An 18,547-nucleotide genomic window follows, 5' to 3' on the forward strand; every position below is an offset into this window, starting at 1 on the left:
CCATGTTCAAATCCAAAAAAGATACGGTATATGTCGTACTCGCCGGCATCTTCATTACCAATGCCATAGTAGCTGAACTCATAGGCGGAAAACTCATTGATGTAGGCTCTGCCGTAATGAGTATCGGTATTTTACCATGGCCAATTGTATTTGTCACGACCGATTTAATCAACGAATACTTTGGCGAAAAAGGCGTACGAAGACTTTCCTTCATCACCGCCGGATTAATCGCTTACACCTTTTTTATCTTGTATTTTGCCATGCAAATTCCGTCTACCGGAATCAGCTCGGTTTCTTCAGAACAATTCAATGCCGTGTTTGGGCAAAGCCAATTGATTATCGTCGGAAGCATTATTGCCTTCTTAGCTTCTCAATTGATAGATGTTACCCTCTTTCATTTTGTCAAAAGAAGAACCGGCAATAAAATGATTTGGCTCCGAAGCACAGGATCAACCGTAATTTCACAGTTTTTTGACAGTTTTATCGTTTTAGGGATTGCCTTTTGGTTGCCTGGTATCATGGACACTAAAACCTATATCATCTCCGGATTAACCGGTTATACCGTTAAATTAATTATTGCCGTCGGCATGACACCGTTTATTTATTTAGGACATTATTTCATTCAAAAATACATTGCCAAAGATGGACAATAAAATCCGCTGCGCTTGGTGCGAAAAAGACGATTTATACCGCGATTACCATGACAACGAATGGGGAAATCCGGTTTATGATGATGATAAACTATTCGAATTTTTAGTCTTGGAAACTTTCCAAGCCGGGCTAAGTTGGTACACGATTCTAAAAAAAAGGGACAACTTCCGAAAAGCATTTGACCAATTCGATTACAAAAAAATAGCCCAATACAACGAAGATAAAGTCGCCGAACTAATGCAAGACGCCGGCATCATCCGCAACGGATTAAAAATCAAAGGCACAATTGCCAATGCCATCGCATTTATGGAAGTACAGAAAGAATTCGGTTCATTCTCCAAATACATTTGGAATTTCACCGGCGGAAAACCCATTGAAAACAACATCAAGAAAATGAGTGATATCAAAGCCACCACGCCACTTTCAGATGAAATCAGCAAGGACTTGAAAAAGCGCGGGTTTAAGTTTGTAGGCTCAACGGTAGTTTACGCGCACATGCAAGCCACCGGAATGGTCAATGATCATGTGGAAGATTGTTGGAAAAGGAAATAGTGGTCAGTTGGCAGACTTCAAAACTCTAATAAAAGTCTCCCGCGATATCTCAAACGCACCCAATTGCTCTAAATAATCATTATGTAACTGACAATCTAAGAGTTTGTAATTATTCTCTTTTAAGTATTGTACCAAAGTCACAAAGGCAATCTTACTCGCATTTGACACTTTAGAAAACATACTTTCGCCACAGAAAATGTGTCCTAAATCAACGCCATACAAACCACCAACCAATTCACCGTTTTGCCACACTTCTACCGATTGGACAAAACCCATTTCATGTAATTTAGTATAAGATTCTATGATGTCATCCGTAATCCAAGTGCCGTCTTGCCCTTTGCGTTCTACTTGTTGACAATTACGGATAACCGCTTCAAAGTTTTGGTTAAAAGTGACTTCAAACTGCTTTCGGTTCAACAAATTCCGAATGCTTTTAGAAATTTTATACAACTGCGGCACAACCACCATGCGTTCCGGTGGCGACCACCAAAGTATGGGTTCATCGGCATTGAACCATGGAAATATACCATTGCGATACGCCAAAAGCAAACGCTCCGTAGACAAATCGCCTCCAATCGCCAAAATGCCTTCATAAGAGGCTTCTTCGACCGGCGGAAAGTATAGATCTTTGGTTAAAAAATGCATATTTTTTAGAATATAGAGTATAGAAAAAAGAAAATAGCAATACTGTAAAAAAAGAAATCATCCCGGATATTAAACTAAGTTTCTATCAGGATGATCTATATTCTATGTTCTTTATTCTATTTCTAGAATGGTAAATCGTCGTGCTCTTCTTCGTTAAAGTTAGTGGCCGGAGCAAAAGCTTCTGCCGGTGGCATTGGTGCCATTCCCGGTGCAGCCGGAGCTTCTGCTTGTATTTTTTCAATTCTCCAACCTTGAATATCGTTGAAATATTTGGTTTCTCCTTGCGGATTTACCCATTCTCTTCCTCTTAAGTTGATCGAAACTTTTACCGCTTCCCCTACATTATAGTTGTTCAATAAATCACATTTATCTTGCACAAAATTAATGCTGATAAACTGAGGATATTGCTCTTCTGTAGCCACAACTAATTCTCTTTTTCTAAAACTGGCACTTACTTGTTGCTCAGGATTAATCACTTTAATTTTTCCGGTAACTTCCATAATTATTGTTTTGCTAAAAGTACTTTCCAAGCTGATAGTACTTCATTATTATTCAAATATTCTTTTGCTTTTTGGTGAATTTTTTGCTCGTCATCCGAACTCAAAACACCCTTTACGGCAAAATTCTGTTGTACAAATATAGTAATTTCTTCTTCGGTTGGCAAGGCTTCTACATTTCCTAATTTACCCAAATCATTCCCGTTAAAAACAGGACTTTTTTTGATAAAATCCGGTATCGCGTCCACGCCTATTCCCAATGTTACCAAGGGTTTCTCGACTTCAAACAAACCAACATTTGACCGCGAATACCAATTGCCTCCCAAACGCGAAACCAAGTCGATTTTACTCTGATCAATCATATTCTTATCATCCAAAATATTTTCATTGATGTGAATTTTCACCACTTCACAAATAATCAAATTCCCTGCACCGCCTTGATTGCCTAATGCAATAATTTCATTGACTTTACATTCCATTTGCACCGGACTTTCCGCCACGCGATAAGGTTTCACCATATCAGAAGGCAACATCGTTAAACCCGACTTAATAAATTCGTTTACGCCATCAGGATATTCCGTACTCGAAAGTGACATTTGTTGCACTATATCATAATTTACCACATTAATCACCACTTGTTTCGTGGCTTCACAATTCTCTAAAGTGTGCTTGGTCGTATTGTTTCTTACCCGTCGTGCCGGTGAAAAAACCAAGATTGGCGGATTCGAACTAAACACATTAAAAAAACTGAAAGGCGACAAATTAGGTTTCCCGTTAGCGTCTATCGTACTGGCAAAAGCAATCGGCCTTGGCGCTACCGCACTTTGCAAATAACCTTGTAATTGCGCCGGCGAAAGCGTATGTGGTTCAAAACTGAGCATAATTGTTATTTTTTTCAAAAATACAATTTTAATTGATTTCAGGAGCGAGTGGTTCGGGCATTCTTGTTGTCCATGTTCCTGCTATTCGCTATTACACGGTAACCGCTACTATCAGGGCTAAACCAAAATCGTCTTGCCCTTTTGGCGCTTTTGTCTATATTTATAAAAAATTTGAGCATGCAGTTTTCCGAAAAAAGAAACATCACCCGTTGGATTATCATTATGGCTTCCTTTGTCATCGTGGCATTGATTCTTTGGAACACCTATTCTTTTTTCCAAATTTTTAAAAACGAAGAGCGCTTAAAGATGGAACTGTGGGCCAAATCCCAAGAAACTTTAATCAACGCCAATCAATATACCGACGTAGACTTACCACTACAAATCATTCAAACAGCGAGCATTCCCATTATCGTTACCGAAAAGGATTCCATCATCAACACCAAAAATATTGATGAGGATGTGCTTAAAGACAAAACCAAACTCCAGCGTTTTTTACAAAAACTGAAAAATCAAAACGACCCTATTGTCCTGCAAATCTCCGAAGGCCGAACCCATAGTTTATATTATGGCGACTCTTCTTTGTTAAATAAACTAAAATACTATCCGGTAGCTTTACTGCTGATTATTTTTCTCTTTGGCGGATTGGTGTACAACTTTTACCGCAGTACCAAAATGGCGACTCAAAACAAACTTTGGGCCGGAATGGCTAAAGAAACTGCGCACCAAATCGGCACCCCTTTATCGTCTCTAATTGGTTGGCTCGAAATTATGAAAGCCGATAATGTGGCCGAAACCACCATAGTTGAAATTGAAAAAGACATCACCCGATTGCAAACCATTACGGATAGATTTTCAAAAATCGGCTCTGAACCCATACTCGAAAAACGAAATATTATTGAAGAAACCGAACAGTCTTTTGACTATTTAAAATCGAGATTCTCCAAGCAAGTCGAGTTCTCTTTTAAAGCACCTGAAAAACCCATCATGGTTCTACTAAATCCGGCTTTACACAGTTGGACTGTAGAAAACTTAGTCAAAAACGCCATCGACGCTATGAAAGGACGAGGCAAACTATCAGTAGTCATTGAAAGTGATAGTACGGAGGTAAAAATTCTGGTTGCTGACACCGGCAAAGGCATCCCGAAAAACCAATTCAAAAGGGTTTTTGAACCCGGGTTCACCACCAAAAAACGCGGTTGGGGATTAGGCTTGTCTTTAACCAAAAGAATCGTAGAAGAATACCACAAAGGAAAAATTAAAGTCGCGCACTCCGAAATAGACAAAGGCACCACGATGCAGATTACTTTTAAAAAGGCATAAAAAAATCCCGATGGCTCGGGATTTTATTTTTTATAAATTCTTTTGAATGGCTTTGGCTAAATCTTCAAATTCTTCTTTGGTCAAACTCACTTTTCTTTGAAAACGCATATCATCCATATCGTGAAGCGGAATCAAATGCACGTGTACATGCGGCACTTCAAGTCCAACAACCGCAACGCCTATTCTTTTACACGGTACCGTTTTCTCTACGGCTTTGGCTACTTTTCGGGCAAATTGCATTAAGCCCAAATAATGCGCTTCTTCCATGTCGAAAATCTTATTGATTTCCTGCTTCGGTATACAAAGCGTATGACCTTTGGCATTAGGATTAACATCTAAAAAAGCCAAATATTGGTCGTCTTCGGCGATTTTGTAGGCCGGAATTTCTCCGTTGACTATTTTGGTGAATATAGAACTCATTCTATCGTTTTAAAAAATAACTGAACATTAGAAACTAAACACTGAATACTAATCAATTAGTCTCTTGAGATTTCTAAGATTTCAAAATTTAATTTTCCGTTTGGCACACTGATTTCAGCAATTTCGCCTACTTTTTTACCCAATAAACCCTTCCCGATTGGTGAACTTACCGAAATTTTACCGCTCTTTAAATCGGCTTCACTTTCGGCTACTAAAGTGTATTTCATCTCCATGCCATTCGCTTGATTTTTGATTTTCACATTGGATAAAACCAATGCTTTGGAAACGTCCAATTGTGATTCGTCAATCAATCTGGCATTAGCATATACTTCTTCTAACTTGGCGATTCTCATCTCCAACATGCCTTGTGCTTCTTTGGCGGCGTCGTATTCTGCATTCTCAGACAAGTCACCTTTATCTCTGGCTTCTGCAATGGCTTGTGAAGCTTTTGGTCTTTCTATACTTTTAAGTTGTTCTAATTCGTCTTTCAATTTCTTTAGTCCTTCAGCGGTGTAATAAGATACTGTACTCATAATTTCATCATTTATATAAATAGAAAAAATCCCATCGGAACGGGATTTCTTTTTGCAAAGATATTATTTTAAACTTATTTCAAATTTATTACGTTGTTTAACGTATGTCAAAGTTAATTAAATTAAATTTGTTTCGCTATAGTAATTCAATAAATTTATATGAAAAAGATAATCGCCCTATGGTTATTGCTGTCTTTTGTTTACGGCTGTGATAGCGGAACCATCAATAACCGCAATCCCAACATTCCGAATTATACGGTTTATTTACAAATCAACATGAGTTTGCCGGGGTACAGTAATTTACAATTTCCCAGTAATCACGTAGTTGATTATTCTCAAGGCGCCAGAGGCATCGTAGTATTCAATAACGGTAGTGGTTTTGTAGCTTTTGATTTGGCTTGTCCAAACCAAGCTTTTGCTTCTTGTACCACGCCAATGTCCATCAGCGGCATTGAAGCTACCTGTGATTGTGATGATACGGTTTACAACTTATTCTCGGGTCAAAGTCCGGGCCAACAATACCCTATGAAACAATACCGAGTTGATATTAGTGGCAGCACTTTAATCATAACCAACTAAAAAAAGCCGAACAAAAATTGTTCGGCTTTTTATTTTAAAGTTTTAAGGTCAAACCGGCTAAGAAATTAATGCCTGCTTGCGGATAAAATCCGGCGCCTTCTATAGTAGTGACACTTCCGGGATTACTCCAATTGTCATCATAAGTATAAAAATAGCCGTTAGATTCGTATTCCAAATTAAACAAGTTGTTGACCAAGGCGGAAAAAACCATCGACTTAATTCCTTTATTGATTTTCCATTCATATGAAACATTCAAATCGTTTACAAAATAAGCGTCGAGTTTAGACTGCTCAGAATCGATGTTGCCCATAAATTGCTCGCTCACAAACTTAGACAATAAAGAAATTTGCATGTCTTTTACAGGCATATAAGTAATTCGATTTCCTAAAACCCAATCCGGCGAAAAGGCGATGTTGGTATTGCCTAAATCTTGCAAAACACCATCTCTTTGAAATACGAAATCTTGGTTTTTATTTTGACTGAAAGTAACATTCGGGTTTACAATTAATTTATCTGTCAAGGCTACAACCGATTCAACTTCTAAACCTACGCGATAACTTTTTCCGCTATTGGTAAAAATAGGCGAACCTACATCATTCAAGGCACCGGTTAACACCAATTGATTTTGGTAATTCATGTAAAAAGCATTGGCGGTAATTTTTACTTTTCCCGATTGGTATTTCCAGCCTAATTCATAATCAAACAACCGCTCAGGTTTTACACTGCCGTTTTCGTAATCATCGCGGCGTGGTTCTTTGTTAGCGATTCCGAAATAACCGTAAAACGAATTTTTATCGTTTAAATCAAAATTCAATCCCAATTTTGGATTAAAAAATCGGAAGGAATCGTTTACATCGCTAAAGCGAAAACTTGTAGCTTGGTAGAAAACCATACGGTATTGCAAATCGGCAAAAACATTGAGTTTGCCAACCTGATGAGCCGCTTTAGCATAAACATTTACGTCATCTTTATTCCCAATGTTGTCGTAATATCGATTGGTATTCGGAATGTAATATTGCGTCCAAACTACTTCTCCGAAATGATCTCCTAAATAGCGATTCGCTGCTCCGCCGAGCATTACATCGGTTTTAGATGTTTTGTAGTTTAAAGAAAAAACTGCTCCAAAGAAATCGTTATCCAACCATCTTTTTCGAACTAAATCAGACACTGTATTGCCTTGAAAATCGGGCAAATTATAATCCGCTAAAACTTCATCTTCTCGGTATTGTTCGAAATAACCTTTCCCGATGGTGTAATGAAAAGCCGCGTTGGAAATCCATTTTTCGGACCATTTTTCGGACCAATGCAATTGGAAATGATTTTGGGTGTAATTATCGGTTTCGTCATCATAAAATTGCATGTTCCCATTGTCATCAAAGTACATTCCGGCCGGATTGAAAGTTCGATCATTGGCTAATTTCTCAGGATCTTCTATGCCGTACCAAGCTTGATAGGTTTTTTCTTTTCCGCCAAAGGCAAGGACTTTAACTAAAGTAGTTTGGGTTACATAATTGGCATTAAAAAAGTAGCCGAACAAGTTTGAAGAGGCCCGGTCAATAAAGCCATCCGAAGCAATATTGGAAAATCGGACATTCATTTCAAAATGATTGTGCAACCCGGTTCCAAAGGCCAAAGTGTGTTTGCGCGTTCCGAAACTTCCGCCTGAATTAGCAATCTCAGCATAAGCGTTTTCTTGATAGGATTTGGTTTGCATGTTCAAACTGGCCCCAAAAGCACCGGCACCATTGGTAGACATTCCGACACCGCGTTGCAATTGAACACTTTCTAAGGATGAGGCAAAATCGGGCAAATTGACAAAAAAGGTTCCTTGACTTTCGCTGTCATTGAACGGGATTCCGTTTAAAGTCACATTGATTCGGGAACCATCAGCACCGCGAACTCTCATGTAAGTATAACCTACTCCGTTACCGGCATCAGTGGTAGTCACTACCGACGGTAAATAATTGAGTAAAATCGGGATGTCTTGCCCTAAATTTCTGGGTGCAATTTCCTTTTTGGAAAGGTTACTGAAAGTAATAGGATTTTTGCCTTTGGCTCTGACCGCCGATACTGTGACTTCGTCGAGTTGGTTGACCTTGGTCGAGTCTTTTGTTTTCTCCTGTGCAAAGATGGCAGAAGGCAGAAAGCAGAAAGCAGAAAGCAATATTAACTTCGTGCTGGTGTTGAATAAAGTTTTCATTCGTAATAGATTACAAATAAAAAGAGGTAATTATTCTTGGTTAAAAATTTAATTGATACTCCTGACGGCTGACTAACGTGCACTTTAGTTTTTCGTCAAATCCTTAAACAGCATTACCTGTTCTAAGTTCATTGGGTATAATCTCAGCTCGTTATTTAGAGCACCCCTTTTGAGACGAGGCAAAGATAATTACAAATTGTGAATTACAAATTATGAATTTTAGAAATTTGGTTTTCTCCTGTTCTGCTTAATTTCAGAGAGATTGCGTTTCGCTTTGATTCGTTTTTCGATTACGGCGCGTGGAATTTTAGTTGCTTTTCTTTTTTTGGGAACGATTAAAGATGATTCAATAAGTGTCAAAAACCTTTTGGTAACGATGGTTTTATTTTTGAGTTGGCTTCGATCTTCATCGCAATTGAGAATTAAGATTTGTTCCGATGTTAATTTGGTAGCTAATTTGGTGATTAGTAATGTTTTTTCATCTTCGGTTAACCCTTGCGAATTCTTGACATCAAAAGACAGCATTACTTTAGAAGCAACTTTGTTTACATTTTGCCCGCCTGCGCCCGAACTTCTGACGGCTTTAAATTGCAGCTCGGTGAGTATAATCTCAGTTTTCATATTGCGGTTGATGAGCAGGTTTTAGCAAGTCGTTTACGGTTTTCACCGGATTAAAAGTGACCAACGGCACTTCTACAAAAACCGTAATCCACTTGGCCATAGCGCCATTCCATAGCCCGGGTAACTCATAGCCTTTAAGGTCTTTTCCTTTGTTGTTTTTATGCACGATGAAACCCGTGCTGTGGTCAACAAACTGAGTTAAGTCAAACTTTTGACCTTGGTAATTTTTGGTGGCACAAACCAAGTCAACCGGATTAAAATGGGTCGCTTTGGCCAGAATAGTGCTCTGCTCTTGATCATGAGTATCAACCTGTGAACTTTCCACTATTTGCAGGGAAACATTGCCTTTAAAACTTCTTACCCAAAACGGTCCGCCGCCGGGTTCGCCTTCATTTTTTACCATCCCGCAAACACGCATTGGGCGATTGAGTTTGTTTTTGATGAAATCAATTTTATAATCAAGCGTGTATTTTTGGAAATCATCTAGCACATCTATATTGAGTTTTTGCTGCATGAAATCAATGATGGCCGGAATGTCTTGATTGCTGATTGCATTTTGGTCGATGGCGTTTAATATCTGAAATACTTTTTCTTGCAATTCCAATAAAATACCGGCCAAGCCTTTTTTATAAAGCGTGATTTCGTTGATGTGATTCTGTATGACATTGTCGATGTTTTTGATGAAAATAACATCAGCATCGAGCTCGTTTAAGTTATTAATTAAAGCGCCGTGACCGCCCGGACGGAAAACCAATTCGTTTTGCTCATTGCGAAAAGGTTGGTTATTCATATCTACTGCAATAGTGTCGGTACTTTTATTTTGGTAGGAATAACTAACGTGGACTTTGGTATCCGAATTACTTTCGACTTTATCTTTAACCTTATCAATAATTTCTTTAAAAAGCTGCTCATGATTTTCTGAAACCGTAAAATGCAAATACGAAACCGAATTGGAAGCCGCATAAAAAGCACATTCGTTGAGATGCTCTTCTACCGGAGTAGCGATATGGGTTTGGTATTTGTGAAAATCTAGTACGCCTTTGGGTTTGTTGGCAAAATCAAAATAGTCCTCTGAAAGCATGAGCTTTATAAAACGATAACTTTTTTCGTGGCTTTCCAGCGAATAATACTCGGGATACTGTTGTTTTAAAACCGATTTAATGGCTTCATAAAACGGGAATTTTTCTATACCGGCCAGGAAAATGGGAAGATTTTTATCTTTTTTACGGTTGATATAGGCATTAATGGTTTCGTTTTCGTGGTCGAAATCGCTTAAAAACTCATTCAAAAATTTGAACATTCTACTTGCTGCACCTGACGCCGGAACAAACTTTTTAAGCTTTAAATTGGTTTTTTTTAAATCGAAACTGTTGGCGTATTCCTGAAAATTCTCGTTTGTCAGTTTTAGAATTCCGTCACCAATGGTTGCCGGTCTTTCGAGATAAATTTTAGGAATTCCGGATTTAAACAATAGTAATTCGGCTTCAATTTTATCAAAAGAAATCCCTTTGGCTTTGATTTGCTCAAAGTCGGTTTCCGTTATTCCGAAATTTTTGGCTAAGCTTTCTTTTCCTGTAAAATTCTCTTCCATTCTAAATAGCCGTAAATGGCAATGATTGTAAAAATTAAATATTGAAGTGACAACATTCCTAATCCTCTGTACGCAAACAGAGGTACAACGATAATATCACCAATAATCCATAAAGTCCAGTTTTCGAGCTTTTTCAATGCCATATACCACATAGCGGTAAAAAAAAGACCGGATGTAAAAATATCAATATAATTAGGAATTTCAAGTGTGTAATCAAAAAACTTGTAAACCAGAAAGGTAATTAGCATGGTCAAAAAGAACAATCCGACACCAATGATTTTTTCTTTTGTATTGGTTCTTGTAATCTGCAATTTGGGTTCTTTAGATTTTGAGGTCCATTTATACCAACCATAAAGACTCATAATTGAATAATAGGCATTCATAGTCATGTCGGCAAAATATCCGGCTTGATATAACAAATATGTTGTGATAACAGTAGCTATTAAACCGGTTGGATAAACCAATATATTTTCTTTTCTGGCCAAAAAAACACTGGCGATTCCGAATACAAATACCAGAAACTCCAACACCATTTGAGTAGTGGAAGCGTCTTTATATTGGGAAAGTAAAAATTCGAGCATCAGTCAAAAAAGTTTGGGTCATTTTCAAACGCAGTGCCAATAACCACCATATCGGCTCCGGCGGTAAAGGCTTCCTCAATTCCATTTTTCGAACGAATGCCGCCACCAACAATTAGCGGAATTGAAATTCTTTGAGCAACCGTAGAAATCATTTCTAAAGGAACGGCATTTTGTGCACCGCTTCCGGCTTCAAGGTAGATTAATTGATTACCGATAAATGCTCCGGCTTTGGCGGTTTGGGCAACATAATCAGAATTATTTCGGGCTAAGGGCTTGGTTTGGCTAACTCTTTCTACGGCGGTTTCGCTACCGCTTTCAATTAGGATATAACCGGTTGATAGGATTTCTAAATTGGTTTTTTCCAACAATGGGACAGCATCAATTTGATGTTCAATTAAATAATCCGGATTTCTGCCGGAGAGCAATTGCAAGAACAAAACGCCATCGGCTTCGCCAGAAATTTGGGTTGGATTGCCGGGGAAAAGTAAAACGGGCAAACTTGTTTTTTGTTTGAGTAAAGACAGTAATTGGCCTAAGTGATTTCCGTCAAAAGAACTGCCTCCGACTAAAACATGCGTTGCTGGCGACGAATTAATTTTGGTTACTAAACCAATAAGGATGTCAACCGTCAATTTATCGGGATCCAAAAGAATGGCTAATAGCTTTTGATTTCTCTTTTTGGAGTTGAGTATTTCTTGGTAAATATTCTTCATTATTTTTTTTCACCCGAGGCAATCCCGAAGCTTCGGGAGAACGGAACGGCGTTAAAAGCACACACAAAAACATAATTTTCAATAAAATCAAAAAGGATGTCAAAGCATTCTACTTTGTTATTGAACCGTAATTCGACAGTACATTTTTTATCGGCTAAGTTAAAATCGTTTTCAAAGATATGGTCTTTGAAACTGATGCCGATTTCATTTTTAATTTTAAACACGGATTCTTTTATTCCCCAAACTACGGTGGCTTTTCTCAGCAAATCATCTTCTGATAGATTTTTCAAATGCGAAACATCCATGAATCGCGGGGCGAGTTTTACCGTTTTGTCTTTTAGGATTTCTAAATCGGCACCAACATTAACATCGCTGACCACAATCACCGAAAAATCATTGGAATGCGAAATGGAAATGTGTTTGCCGTCTTTTAAATGAGGCTTTCCGAATGCGTCATAGTACAAATCAAAATCGTTGTAGCCGGCTTCCATCAACAATCGTCTTACACTGAGAAAACCTTTTTGGTGGCTTTCCGCCTTCATCCCTTCTAACCTGGCCAACGAAACATCTTTCAAGACTACGGAGCGAAAAAGTTCATCGAAGGATTCGGTGATTTTCCAAACGTATAGTTGTGTTGTTTCGTTTAAAGCTTTGATTTTTAGTAACGGCATGGGTATTTTTAAATTATCTCTTTGTTTTTCAGAAAATTAAGCGCTTAAACAAACCCTAAAAAAATAAAAAAGGCTTTTTTAATTCTTTTCTATTCCGTAATTTTGCGCAACATTTTAAAAAAACAAATATACACAATAGATGAGTACACAAACATTACCTTATGTAGCTTACAAAGTTAAAGATATCAACTTGGCAGCTTGGGGAAGAAAAGAAATCGAATTGGCGGAAGCTGAAATGCCGGGATTAATGGCGCTTCGTGCGGAATATGGTGCGAGTCAACCTTTAAAAGGCGCACGTATTGCAGGATGTCTTCATATGACTATTCAAACTGCTGTTTTGATTGAAACCTTAATTGCACTAGGAGCAGAAGTTACTTGGTCTTCTTGTAACATTTTCTCCACACAGGATCAGGCTGCTGCTGCGATTGCTGCTGCCGGAATTCAAGTATATGCTTGGAAAGGTTTAGATGAAGAATCTTTTGACTGGTGTATTGAGCAGACTTTATTCTTTGGTGAAGACAGAAAACCACTAAACATGATATTAGATGACGGTGGCGATTTAACCAATATGGTTTTCGACCGTTACCCTGAGTTGATTCCGGGGATAAAAGGTTTGTCTGAAGAAACTACTACCGGTGTTCACAGATTATACGAAAGAATGAAAAACGGTACATTATTTATGCCGGCTATCAACGTAAATGACTCGGTTACCAAATCTAAATTTGACAACAAATACGGTTGTAAAGAATCAGCAGTTGATGCGGTTCGTCGTGCTACCGACATCATGTTGGCCGGAAAAAGAGTAGTAGTTTGTGGTTACGGTGACGTTGGTAAAGGAACAGCCGCTTCTTTCAGAGGTGCCGGTTCTATAGTTACGGTTACAGAAATCGACCCAATCTGTGCTTTACAAGCTGCTATGGACGGATTTGAAGTGAAAAAATTAGACACTGTAATAAGCAATGCTGATATTGTTATCACTACTACCGGAAACAAAGACATCGTAGTGGGAAGACACTTCGAGGCGATGAAAGACAAAACAATCGTATGTAACATTGGTCACTTTGACAACGAAATTGATATGGCTTGGTTGAACCAAAACCACGGCAACACCAAAGTAGAAATCAAACCTCAAGTAGACAAATACAACGTAAACGGGAATGATATTTTAATTTTGGCTGAAGGTCGTTTGGTGAACTTAGGTTGTGCTACAGGTCACCCAAGTTTTGTAATGAGTAACTCATTCACCAACCAAACTTTGGCTCAAATTGAATTATGGACTAACAGTGCTGCTTACAACAATGAAGTTTATATGTTACCTAAACATTTAGATGAAAAAGTAGCAGCTTTACACTTGGCTAAATTAGGCGTTGAATTGGAAACTTTAAACGAAGAACAAGCTGCGTATATTGGCGTGGAAGTTCAAGGGCCTTTCAAACCTGAATATTACAGATATTAATAGCTGACAGCTTTTAGCTAATAGCTTAAAAACCCTTGCAGAAAAGCAAGGGTTTTTTTATTTGCTGAAACAAAGACCAATCCTAATTAGCCCCGATTGGAGCGGCGCCTGCCTGCCGGCAGGCAGGCGAAGTATAGCGGAAAGCGGGAACATGGAAACCAAATATACCCGAACCGTTCGCTCCATAAACAAAAAACCCGCTCATTGCTGAACGGGTTTTGTATTTTGATAAGAGTTTGTTCTTATGCCTCGAATGGAAGGATAGACACAAATGATTTGTTGTCTCCTTTTTTCTGGAATTTCACAATTCCGTCAACTTTTGCATGTAAAGTGTGATCTTTACTCATGTAAACGTTTTCACCCGGATTATGTTTTGAACCTCTTTGTCTAACGATGATATTACCAGCAATTGCAGCTTGACCACCATAAATCTTAACGCCTAAACGTTTCGATTCTGATTCTCTACCATTTTTAGAACTACCGACACCTTTCTTGTGAGCCATGACGTTTTAGTTTTTAAATGTTAATTATTCTTCTGTAGTTTCCGCTTTTTTTGCTTTCGGAGCTTTTGGCTCTGCTGCTTTTTCAGCTTTTGGTTCTGCAGCTTTAGCTGCTTTTTTAGAACCAGTTGCACTGATTCCTTCAATTACAATTTGAGTAAGATACTGACGGTGTCCGTTTCTTTTCTTGAATCCTTTTCTTCTTTTCTTTTTGAAAACGATTACTTTGTCTCCTTTTAAGTGTTGTAACACTTTGGCTTCTACTGAAGCACCTTCTATAGCTGGGGCGCCTAAAGTAATGTTACCATTATCGTCTAATAAAAGAACTTTGTCAAAAGAAACTTTTGAACCTTCTTCATTAGCCAAACGGTGAACATAAACCTTTAAGTCTTTGCTTACTTTAAATTGTTGCCCTGCTATCTCTACGATTGCGTACATAACAATGATGTTTAATTAATTTTTAAGTGCGCAAATATACGACTATTTCTTTTACACACAACACTCCGACAAAAAAAGTTCACTCCTATCTTTCAACGAGTTAAATCACTGGCTATAAATTTGATTTATTCTTAAATTTTCGGATAAAAAAAAGTACTTTTGGTGTAACAAAACTAAAGGTTAGTTAACTAACTGAACAATCAACGAAAAAATTTCAATTTTTTATGAAAAAATCATTAATTGCTTTAAGTTCATTGCTTATGCTTGGAGGAACAGCGCATGCTCAAAAGGTTGCTTTTGAAGAATACGATTTACCTAATGGTCTGCATGTAATTTTACACAACGATCCATCTGCACCGGTGGTTATTACTTCGGTAATGTACCATGTAGGTTCTAAAGACGAAAACCCGGAAAGAACAGGTTTTGCTCACTTTTTTGAACACTTATTATTTGAAGGAACCGAAAATATCAAAAGAGGCGAATGGTTCAAAATTGTAACTTCAAACGGAGGAACAAACAATGCCAACACTTCGGAAGACCGCACTTATTACTTCGAAGTTTTCCCTTCCAACAACACCGAATTGGGATTGTGGATGGAATCGGAAAGATTAATGCATCCGGTAATCAACCAAATTGGCGTTGACACTCAAAACGAAGTAGTAAAAGAAGAAAAAAGACTTCGCGTAGACAACCAACCTTATGGTCAATTGATTGCGGAGGTGAAAAAAAACATGTTTAAAGTTCACCCATACCGTTGGGCTCCAATCGGTTCAATGGCACATTTAGACGCTGCTACTTTAGAAGAATTTCAAGCGTTTAACAAAAAATTCTATACGCCTAACAATGCGGTTTTAGTTGTTGCAGGTCAAATTGACATTGCACAAACGAAAGTATGGATTGAAAAATATTTTGGTCCAATCCCAAGAGGTGTTGAAATCAAAAAAGAAACTTTTGTTGAAGCGCCAATCACTGAAACTATTAAGGCAAGATATGAAGACCCTAACATCCAAAAAGAAATGGTTGTGGCTTCTTACAGAACACCTTCTATGAAAACTCGTGACGCCAGAGTTTTGGATATGATTTCTACTTATTTGAGCAATGGAAAAAGTTCAAAATTGTACAAGAAAATTGTAGACGATAAAAAAATGGCCTTACAAGTAGGCGCTTTTAACTACAGCCAAGAAGATTACGGTCAGTATATTTTATACGGAATGCCGCAAGGCGAAAATACTTCAGCTGATTTAATTCGTGAAATTGATGAAGAAATTGTAAAACTTCAAACCGAATTAATCACCGAGAAAGACTATCAAAAACTACAAAATATTTACGAAAGTAATTATGTAGACAACAATGCGAGCGTTGAAGGTGTTGCTGAAAACTTAGCGACCTACTATTTGTTGTATGGCGATGTAAACTTGATTAACACCGAAATCGAAATGTACCGTACTATCACTCGTGAAGAAATCAGAGATGCCGCTAAAAAGTATTTAAACCCTAATCAACGTTTGATTTTGGATTATGTACCGGCCAAAGACAAAGCTCAAAACTAAGACTCAAAGTATCATGAAAAAAACAATTATAGTATTATCAAGCTTGTTTTTAACTTTAACTATGCAAGCACAAGACAGAACCCAACCTAAACCGGGTCCGGCACCAACCATCAACATCAAAAAACCGGAAACTTTCTCTTTGCCTAACGGTTTGAAAGTTTTGGTGGTTGAAAACCACAAGTTACCTCGAGTATCTTTCAACTTAACAATCGACAACACTCCTTATGCTGAGGGCAACAAAAAAGGAGTAGACGATTTAACCAGCAGCTTAATCGGAAACGGTTCTACCAAAACTCCAAAAGATGCTTTTAATGAAGAAATTGATTTTCTTGGTGCTAATATTAACTTCTTTTCTTCCGGAGCTTCTGCCAGTGGTTTGTCAAAACATTCCAAAAGAATTTTAGAATTGATGGCCGAAGGGGCTTTGATGCCCAACTTCACTCAAGAAGAATTTGACAAAGAAAGAGATAAATTAATCGAAGGCTTAAAAACCCAAGAAAAAAGTGTTACCGCTGTAGCCGGAAGAGTAGAAAGAGTTTTAGCTTATGGTAAAAATCATCCTGCCGGTGAATACCTGTCTGAAGAAACCATCAACAATGTTTCTTTAGCTGACGTTAAAGCAAACTACAGCACTTATTTCGTTCCTGAAAATGCTTACCTAGTAGTAGTTGGTGATGTTAAAACCAAAGACGTAAAGAAAATGGTAACAAAATTATTCGGTTCTTGGACTAAAGCTATGGCTCCGAGATTAGAATATTCAAACCCAACCAATGTTCAATATTCTCAAATTAACTTTGTGGATATGCCCAACGCGGTTCAATCTGAAATCACTATTTTAAATACTGTGAATTTAAAAATGGGTGATCCCGATTTTTTCCCGGTAATCTTGGCTAACCAAGTTTTTGGTGGCGATTTCAACAGTTATTTGAACATGAATTTGAGAGAAAAACACGGCTGGACTTACGGTGCACGCTCAAGTGTTGGTTTCGACAAAAACATGTACAGTACATTCAAAGCCAACACTCAAGTTAGAAATGCAGTAACTGACAGTGCTGTTGTAGAAGCATTAAATGAATTGAAAAAAATAAGAACTGAAAGAGTAGCAGATGACGTTTTAAATAACGTTAAAGCAGGATATGTTGGTCGTTTTGTAATGCAAGTTGAAAAACCGGCTACTGTAGCTCGTTATGCTTTAAATATCGAAACAGAAGGTTTACCGGCTGATTTCTATGAAAACTATATCAAAAACATTAATGCAGTTACTCCAGAAGATATTCAAAGAGTAGCAAACAAATATTTCTTAGCCGATAACTTAAGAATTTTGGTGGTTGGAAAAGCTTCTGAAGTACTAACGGGATTGGAAAACTTAAAAATTCCAATCTTCTATTTTGATAAATTTGGTGTTCCAACCGAAAAACCGGCTATGAAAAAACCGGTTCCTGCCGGCGTAACTGTAAAAACAGTGGTTGATGCTTACATCAATGCTATTGGTGGAGAAAAAGCAGTTAAATCGGTAAAATCTATAGCTTCTGTTGGTTCGACTAAAATTCCTCAAGCGCCAATGCCTTTGTCTTATAATTCAAAAATTGATTCAAAAGGCCGAATGATGATTGAGTTGTCTATGGCCGGTATGGGTTCATTGATGAAACAAGTTATCAATGGCGATTCTGGCTACATGATGCAACAAGGGCAGAAAAAAGTTTTAGAAGGTGAAGACTTGGCTAAAATGAAAGAAAGTGCCGTGATGTTCAACGAAACATTATTGCCAACCAAAGCCGGAGTAACAGTTACCGGCATAGAACCAATGAATGGAAGCGATGCTTACACCGTTGTTGATGGTGATACAACACATTATTTTGATGTGAAAACCGGTTTAAAAACAGCTGAAGCTACTACAGAAGAACAAGGTGGACAAAAAGTAACCCGAGTAACTTCTTACAACGATTACAGAGATGTAAAAGGAGTTAAAGTACCTTTCAATACTGTCATGAATGTTGGTTTCGAATTAGACATCAAAATGTCTGAAGTTAAAATCAACGAAGGCGTTTTAGATGCTGATTTTCAATAATTGAAATTATATAAATTAAGAGAAAGACCGTTAGCAATAGCGGTCTTTTTTGTTTTATATCAATCCTAAAAAAAAAAATT

General features: G+C 37.8%; 20 protein-coding genes. 7 read left to right on the forward strand and 13 right to left on the reverse strand.

Annotated elements, in window-relative coordinates; genetic code table 11:
• Positions 1-2 precede the first annotated feature (2 nt).
• Positions 3-653, forward strand: a complete 651-nt coding sequence (locus P7V56_RS01160) for a queuosine precursor transporter (protein WP_171221501.1) — start codon at positions 3-5, stop codon at positions 651-653.
• Positions 643-1,203, forward strand: coding sequence for a DNA-3-methyladenine glycosylase I (locus P7V56_RS01165; RefSeq protein WP_171221500.1), 561 nt, complete (start codon positions 643-645; stop codon positions 1,201-1,203). Before P7V56_RS01160 ends, P7V56_RS01165 begins: the two co-directional genes overlap by 11 nt.
• A 3-nt stretch (positions 1,204-1,206) precedes the next feature.
• Here P7V56_RS01165 and aat read toward each other — a convergent pair whose 3' ends face one another.
• The 3 genes from aat to P7V56_RS01180 all read right to left on the reverse strand — a co-directional run bounded on the left by aat (position 1,207) and on the right by P7V56_RS01180 (position 3,226).
• A complete protein-coding gene (gene aat / locus P7V56_RS01170; protein WP_171221499.1) occupies positions 1,207-1,848 on the reverse strand; it encodes a leucyl/phenylalanyl-tRNA--protein transferase in 642 nt (213 codons plus the stop codon).
• A 122-nt stretch (positions 1,849-1,970) separates the two neighbouring features.
• Entirely contained in the window at positions 1,971-2,348 is a 378-nt protein-coding gene (locus P7V56_RS01175) for a DUF3127 domain-containing protein (RefSeq protein ID WP_171221498.1), read from the reverse strand.
• A 2-nt stretch (positions 2,349-2,350) separates the two neighbouring features.
• Positions 2,351-3,226 (reverse strand): flavin reductase family protein, encoded by an 876-nt coding sequence (locus P7V56_RS01180; RefSeq protein ID WP_171221596.1) that lies wholly within the window; start codon positions 3,224-3,226, stop codon positions 2,351-2,353.
• A gap of 177 nt (positions 3,227-3,403) precedes the next feature.
• Here P7V56_RS01180 and P7V56_RS01185 point away from each other — a divergent pair, with 177 nt between their 5' ends.
• Positions 3,404-4,546 (forward strand): sensor histidine kinase, encoded by a 1,143-nt coding sequence (locus tag P7V56_RS01185; RefSeq protein ID WP_171221497.1) that lies wholly within the window; start codon positions 3,404-3,406, stop codon positions 4,544-4,546.
• A gap of 30 nt (positions 4,547-4,576) precedes the next feature.
• Here P7V56_RS01185 and P7V56_RS01190 read toward each other — a convergent pair whose 3' ends face one another.
• Both P7V56_RS01190 and greA read right to left on the reverse strand, forming a co-directional pair.
• On the reverse strand, positions 4,577-4,966 hold the full coding sequence (locus P7V56_RS01190) for an HIT family protein (protein ID WP_171221496.1): 390 nt from the start codon (positions 4,964-4,966) through the stop codon (positions 4,577-4,579).
• A gap of 56 nt (positions 4,967-5,022) precedes the next feature.
• Positions 5,023-5,499, reverse strand: a complete 477-nt coding sequence (greA, locus tag P7V56_RS01195) for a transcription elongation factor GreA (protein WP_171221495.1) — start codon at positions 5,497-5,499, stop codon at positions 5,023-5,025.
• Positions 5,500-5,658: 159 nt separating this feature from the next.
• Between greA and P7V56_RS01200 the strand changes: the two genes are divergently transcribed.
• Positions 5,659-6,078, forward strand: coding sequence for a Rieske (2Fe-2S) protein (locus tag P7V56_RS01200; RefSeq protein WP_171221494.1), 420 nt, complete (start codon positions 5,659-5,661; stop codon positions 6,076-6,078).
• 34 nt (positions 6,079-6,112) lie between these two features.
• Here P7V56_RS01200 and P7V56_RS01205 read toward each other — a convergent pair whose 3' ends face one another.
• The 6 genes from P7V56_RS01205 to P7V56_RS01230 form a co-directional block, all read right to left on the reverse strand.
• On the reverse strand, positions 6,113-8,278 hold the full coding sequence (locus P7V56_RS01205) for a TonB-dependent receptor (RefSeq protein ID WP_171221493.1): 2,166 nt from the start codon (positions 8,276-8,278) through the stop codon (positions 6,113-6,115).
• 219 nt (positions 8,279-8,497) lie between these two features.
• Positions 8,498-8,899, reverse strand: a complete 402-nt coding sequence (gene arfB, locus P7V56_RS01210) for an alternative ribosome rescue aminoacyl-tRNA hydrolase ArfB (RefSeq protein ID WP_171221492.1) — start codon at positions 8,897-8,899, stop codon at positions 8,498-8,500.
• Positions 8,889-10,490, reverse strand: a complete 1,602-nt coding sequence (locus tag P7V56_RS01215; protein WP_171221491.1) for a DUF4301 family protein — start codon at positions 10,488-10,490, stop codon at positions 8,889-8,891. Before P7V56_RS01215 ends, arfB begins: the two co-directional genes overlap by 11 nt.
• Positions 10,457-11,071 carry a nicotinamide riboside transporter PnuC gene (pnuC, locus tag P7V56_RS01220; protein WP_171221490.1) on the reverse strand — a complete coding sequence of 205 codons (615 nt, stop codon included), beginning with the start codon at positions 11,069-11,071 and terminating at the stop codon, positions 10,457-10,459. Before pnuC ends, P7V56_RS01215 begins: the two co-directional genes overlap by 34 nt.
• The gene (locus P7V56_RS01225) at positions 11,071-11,784 is read right to left on the reverse strand and encodes a geranylgeranylglyceryl/heptaprenylglyceryl phosphate synthase (protein ID WP_171221489.1); all 714 of its coding nucleotides are present in this window, start codon (positions 11,782-11,784) and stop codon (positions 11,071-11,073) included. The genes pnuC and P7V56_RS01225 overlap by 1 nt, the downstream gene beginning before the upstream one ends.
• Complete coding sequence (locus P7V56_RS01230) at positions 11,784-12,455, reverse strand: 4'-phosphopantetheinyl transferase family protein (protein WP_171221488.1); 672 nt, start codon at positions 12,453-12,455, stop codon at positions 11,784-11,786. Before P7V56_RS01230 ends, P7V56_RS01225 begins: the two co-directional genes overlap by 1 nt.
• A 139-nt stretch (positions 12,456-12,594) precedes the next feature.
• Here P7V56_RS01230 and ahcY point away from each other — a divergent pair, with 139 nt between their 5' ends.
• Positions 12,595-13,911: an adenosylhomocysteinase gene (gene ahcY, locus P7V56_RS01235; RefSeq protein ID WP_171221487.1), complete on the forward strand. Its 1,317-nt coding sequence runs from the start codon at positions 12,595-12,597 to the stop codon at positions 13,909-13,911.
• Positions 13,912-14,153: 242 nt separating this feature from the next.
• Here ahcY and rpmA read toward each other — a convergent pair whose 3' ends face one another.
• Positions 14,154-14,414, reverse strand: a complete 261-nt coding sequence (gene rpmA, locus P7V56_RS01240; protein ID WP_171221486.1) for a 50S ribosomal protein L27 — start codon at positions 14,412-14,414, stop codon at positions 14,154-14,156.
• A 24-nt stretch (positions 14,415-14,438) separates the two neighbouring features.
• Entirely contained in the window at positions 14,439-14,849 is a 411-nt protein-coding gene (gene rplU / locus P7V56_RS01245; RefSeq protein ID WP_171221485.1) for a 50S ribosomal protein L21, read from the reverse strand.
• 224 nt (positions 14,850-15,073) lie between these two features.
• On the opposite strand from rplU, the gene P7V56_RS01250 reads away from it, so the two are divergent.
• On the forward strand, positions 15,074-16,399 hold the full coding sequence (locus tag P7V56_RS01250; RefSeq protein WP_171221484.1) for a M16 family metallopeptidase: 1,326 nt from the start codon (positions 15,074-15,076) through the stop codon (positions 16,397-16,399).
• Positions 16,400-16,412: 13 nt separating this feature from the next.
• Positions 16,413-18,467, forward strand: a complete 2,055-nt coding sequence (locus tag P7V56_RS01255) for a M16 family metallopeptidase (protein WP_240976567.1) — start codon at positions 16,413-16,415, stop codon at positions 18,465-18,467.
• Positions 18,468-18,547: the final 80 nt, after the last annotated feature.

Origin of the sequence: Flavobacterium sp. IMCC34852 (genome assembly GCF_030643905.1) — a bacterium.
Classification (GTDB): Bacteria; Bacteroidota; Bacteroidia; order Flavobacteriales; family Flavobacteriaceae; genus Flavobacterium; species Flavobacterium rivulicola.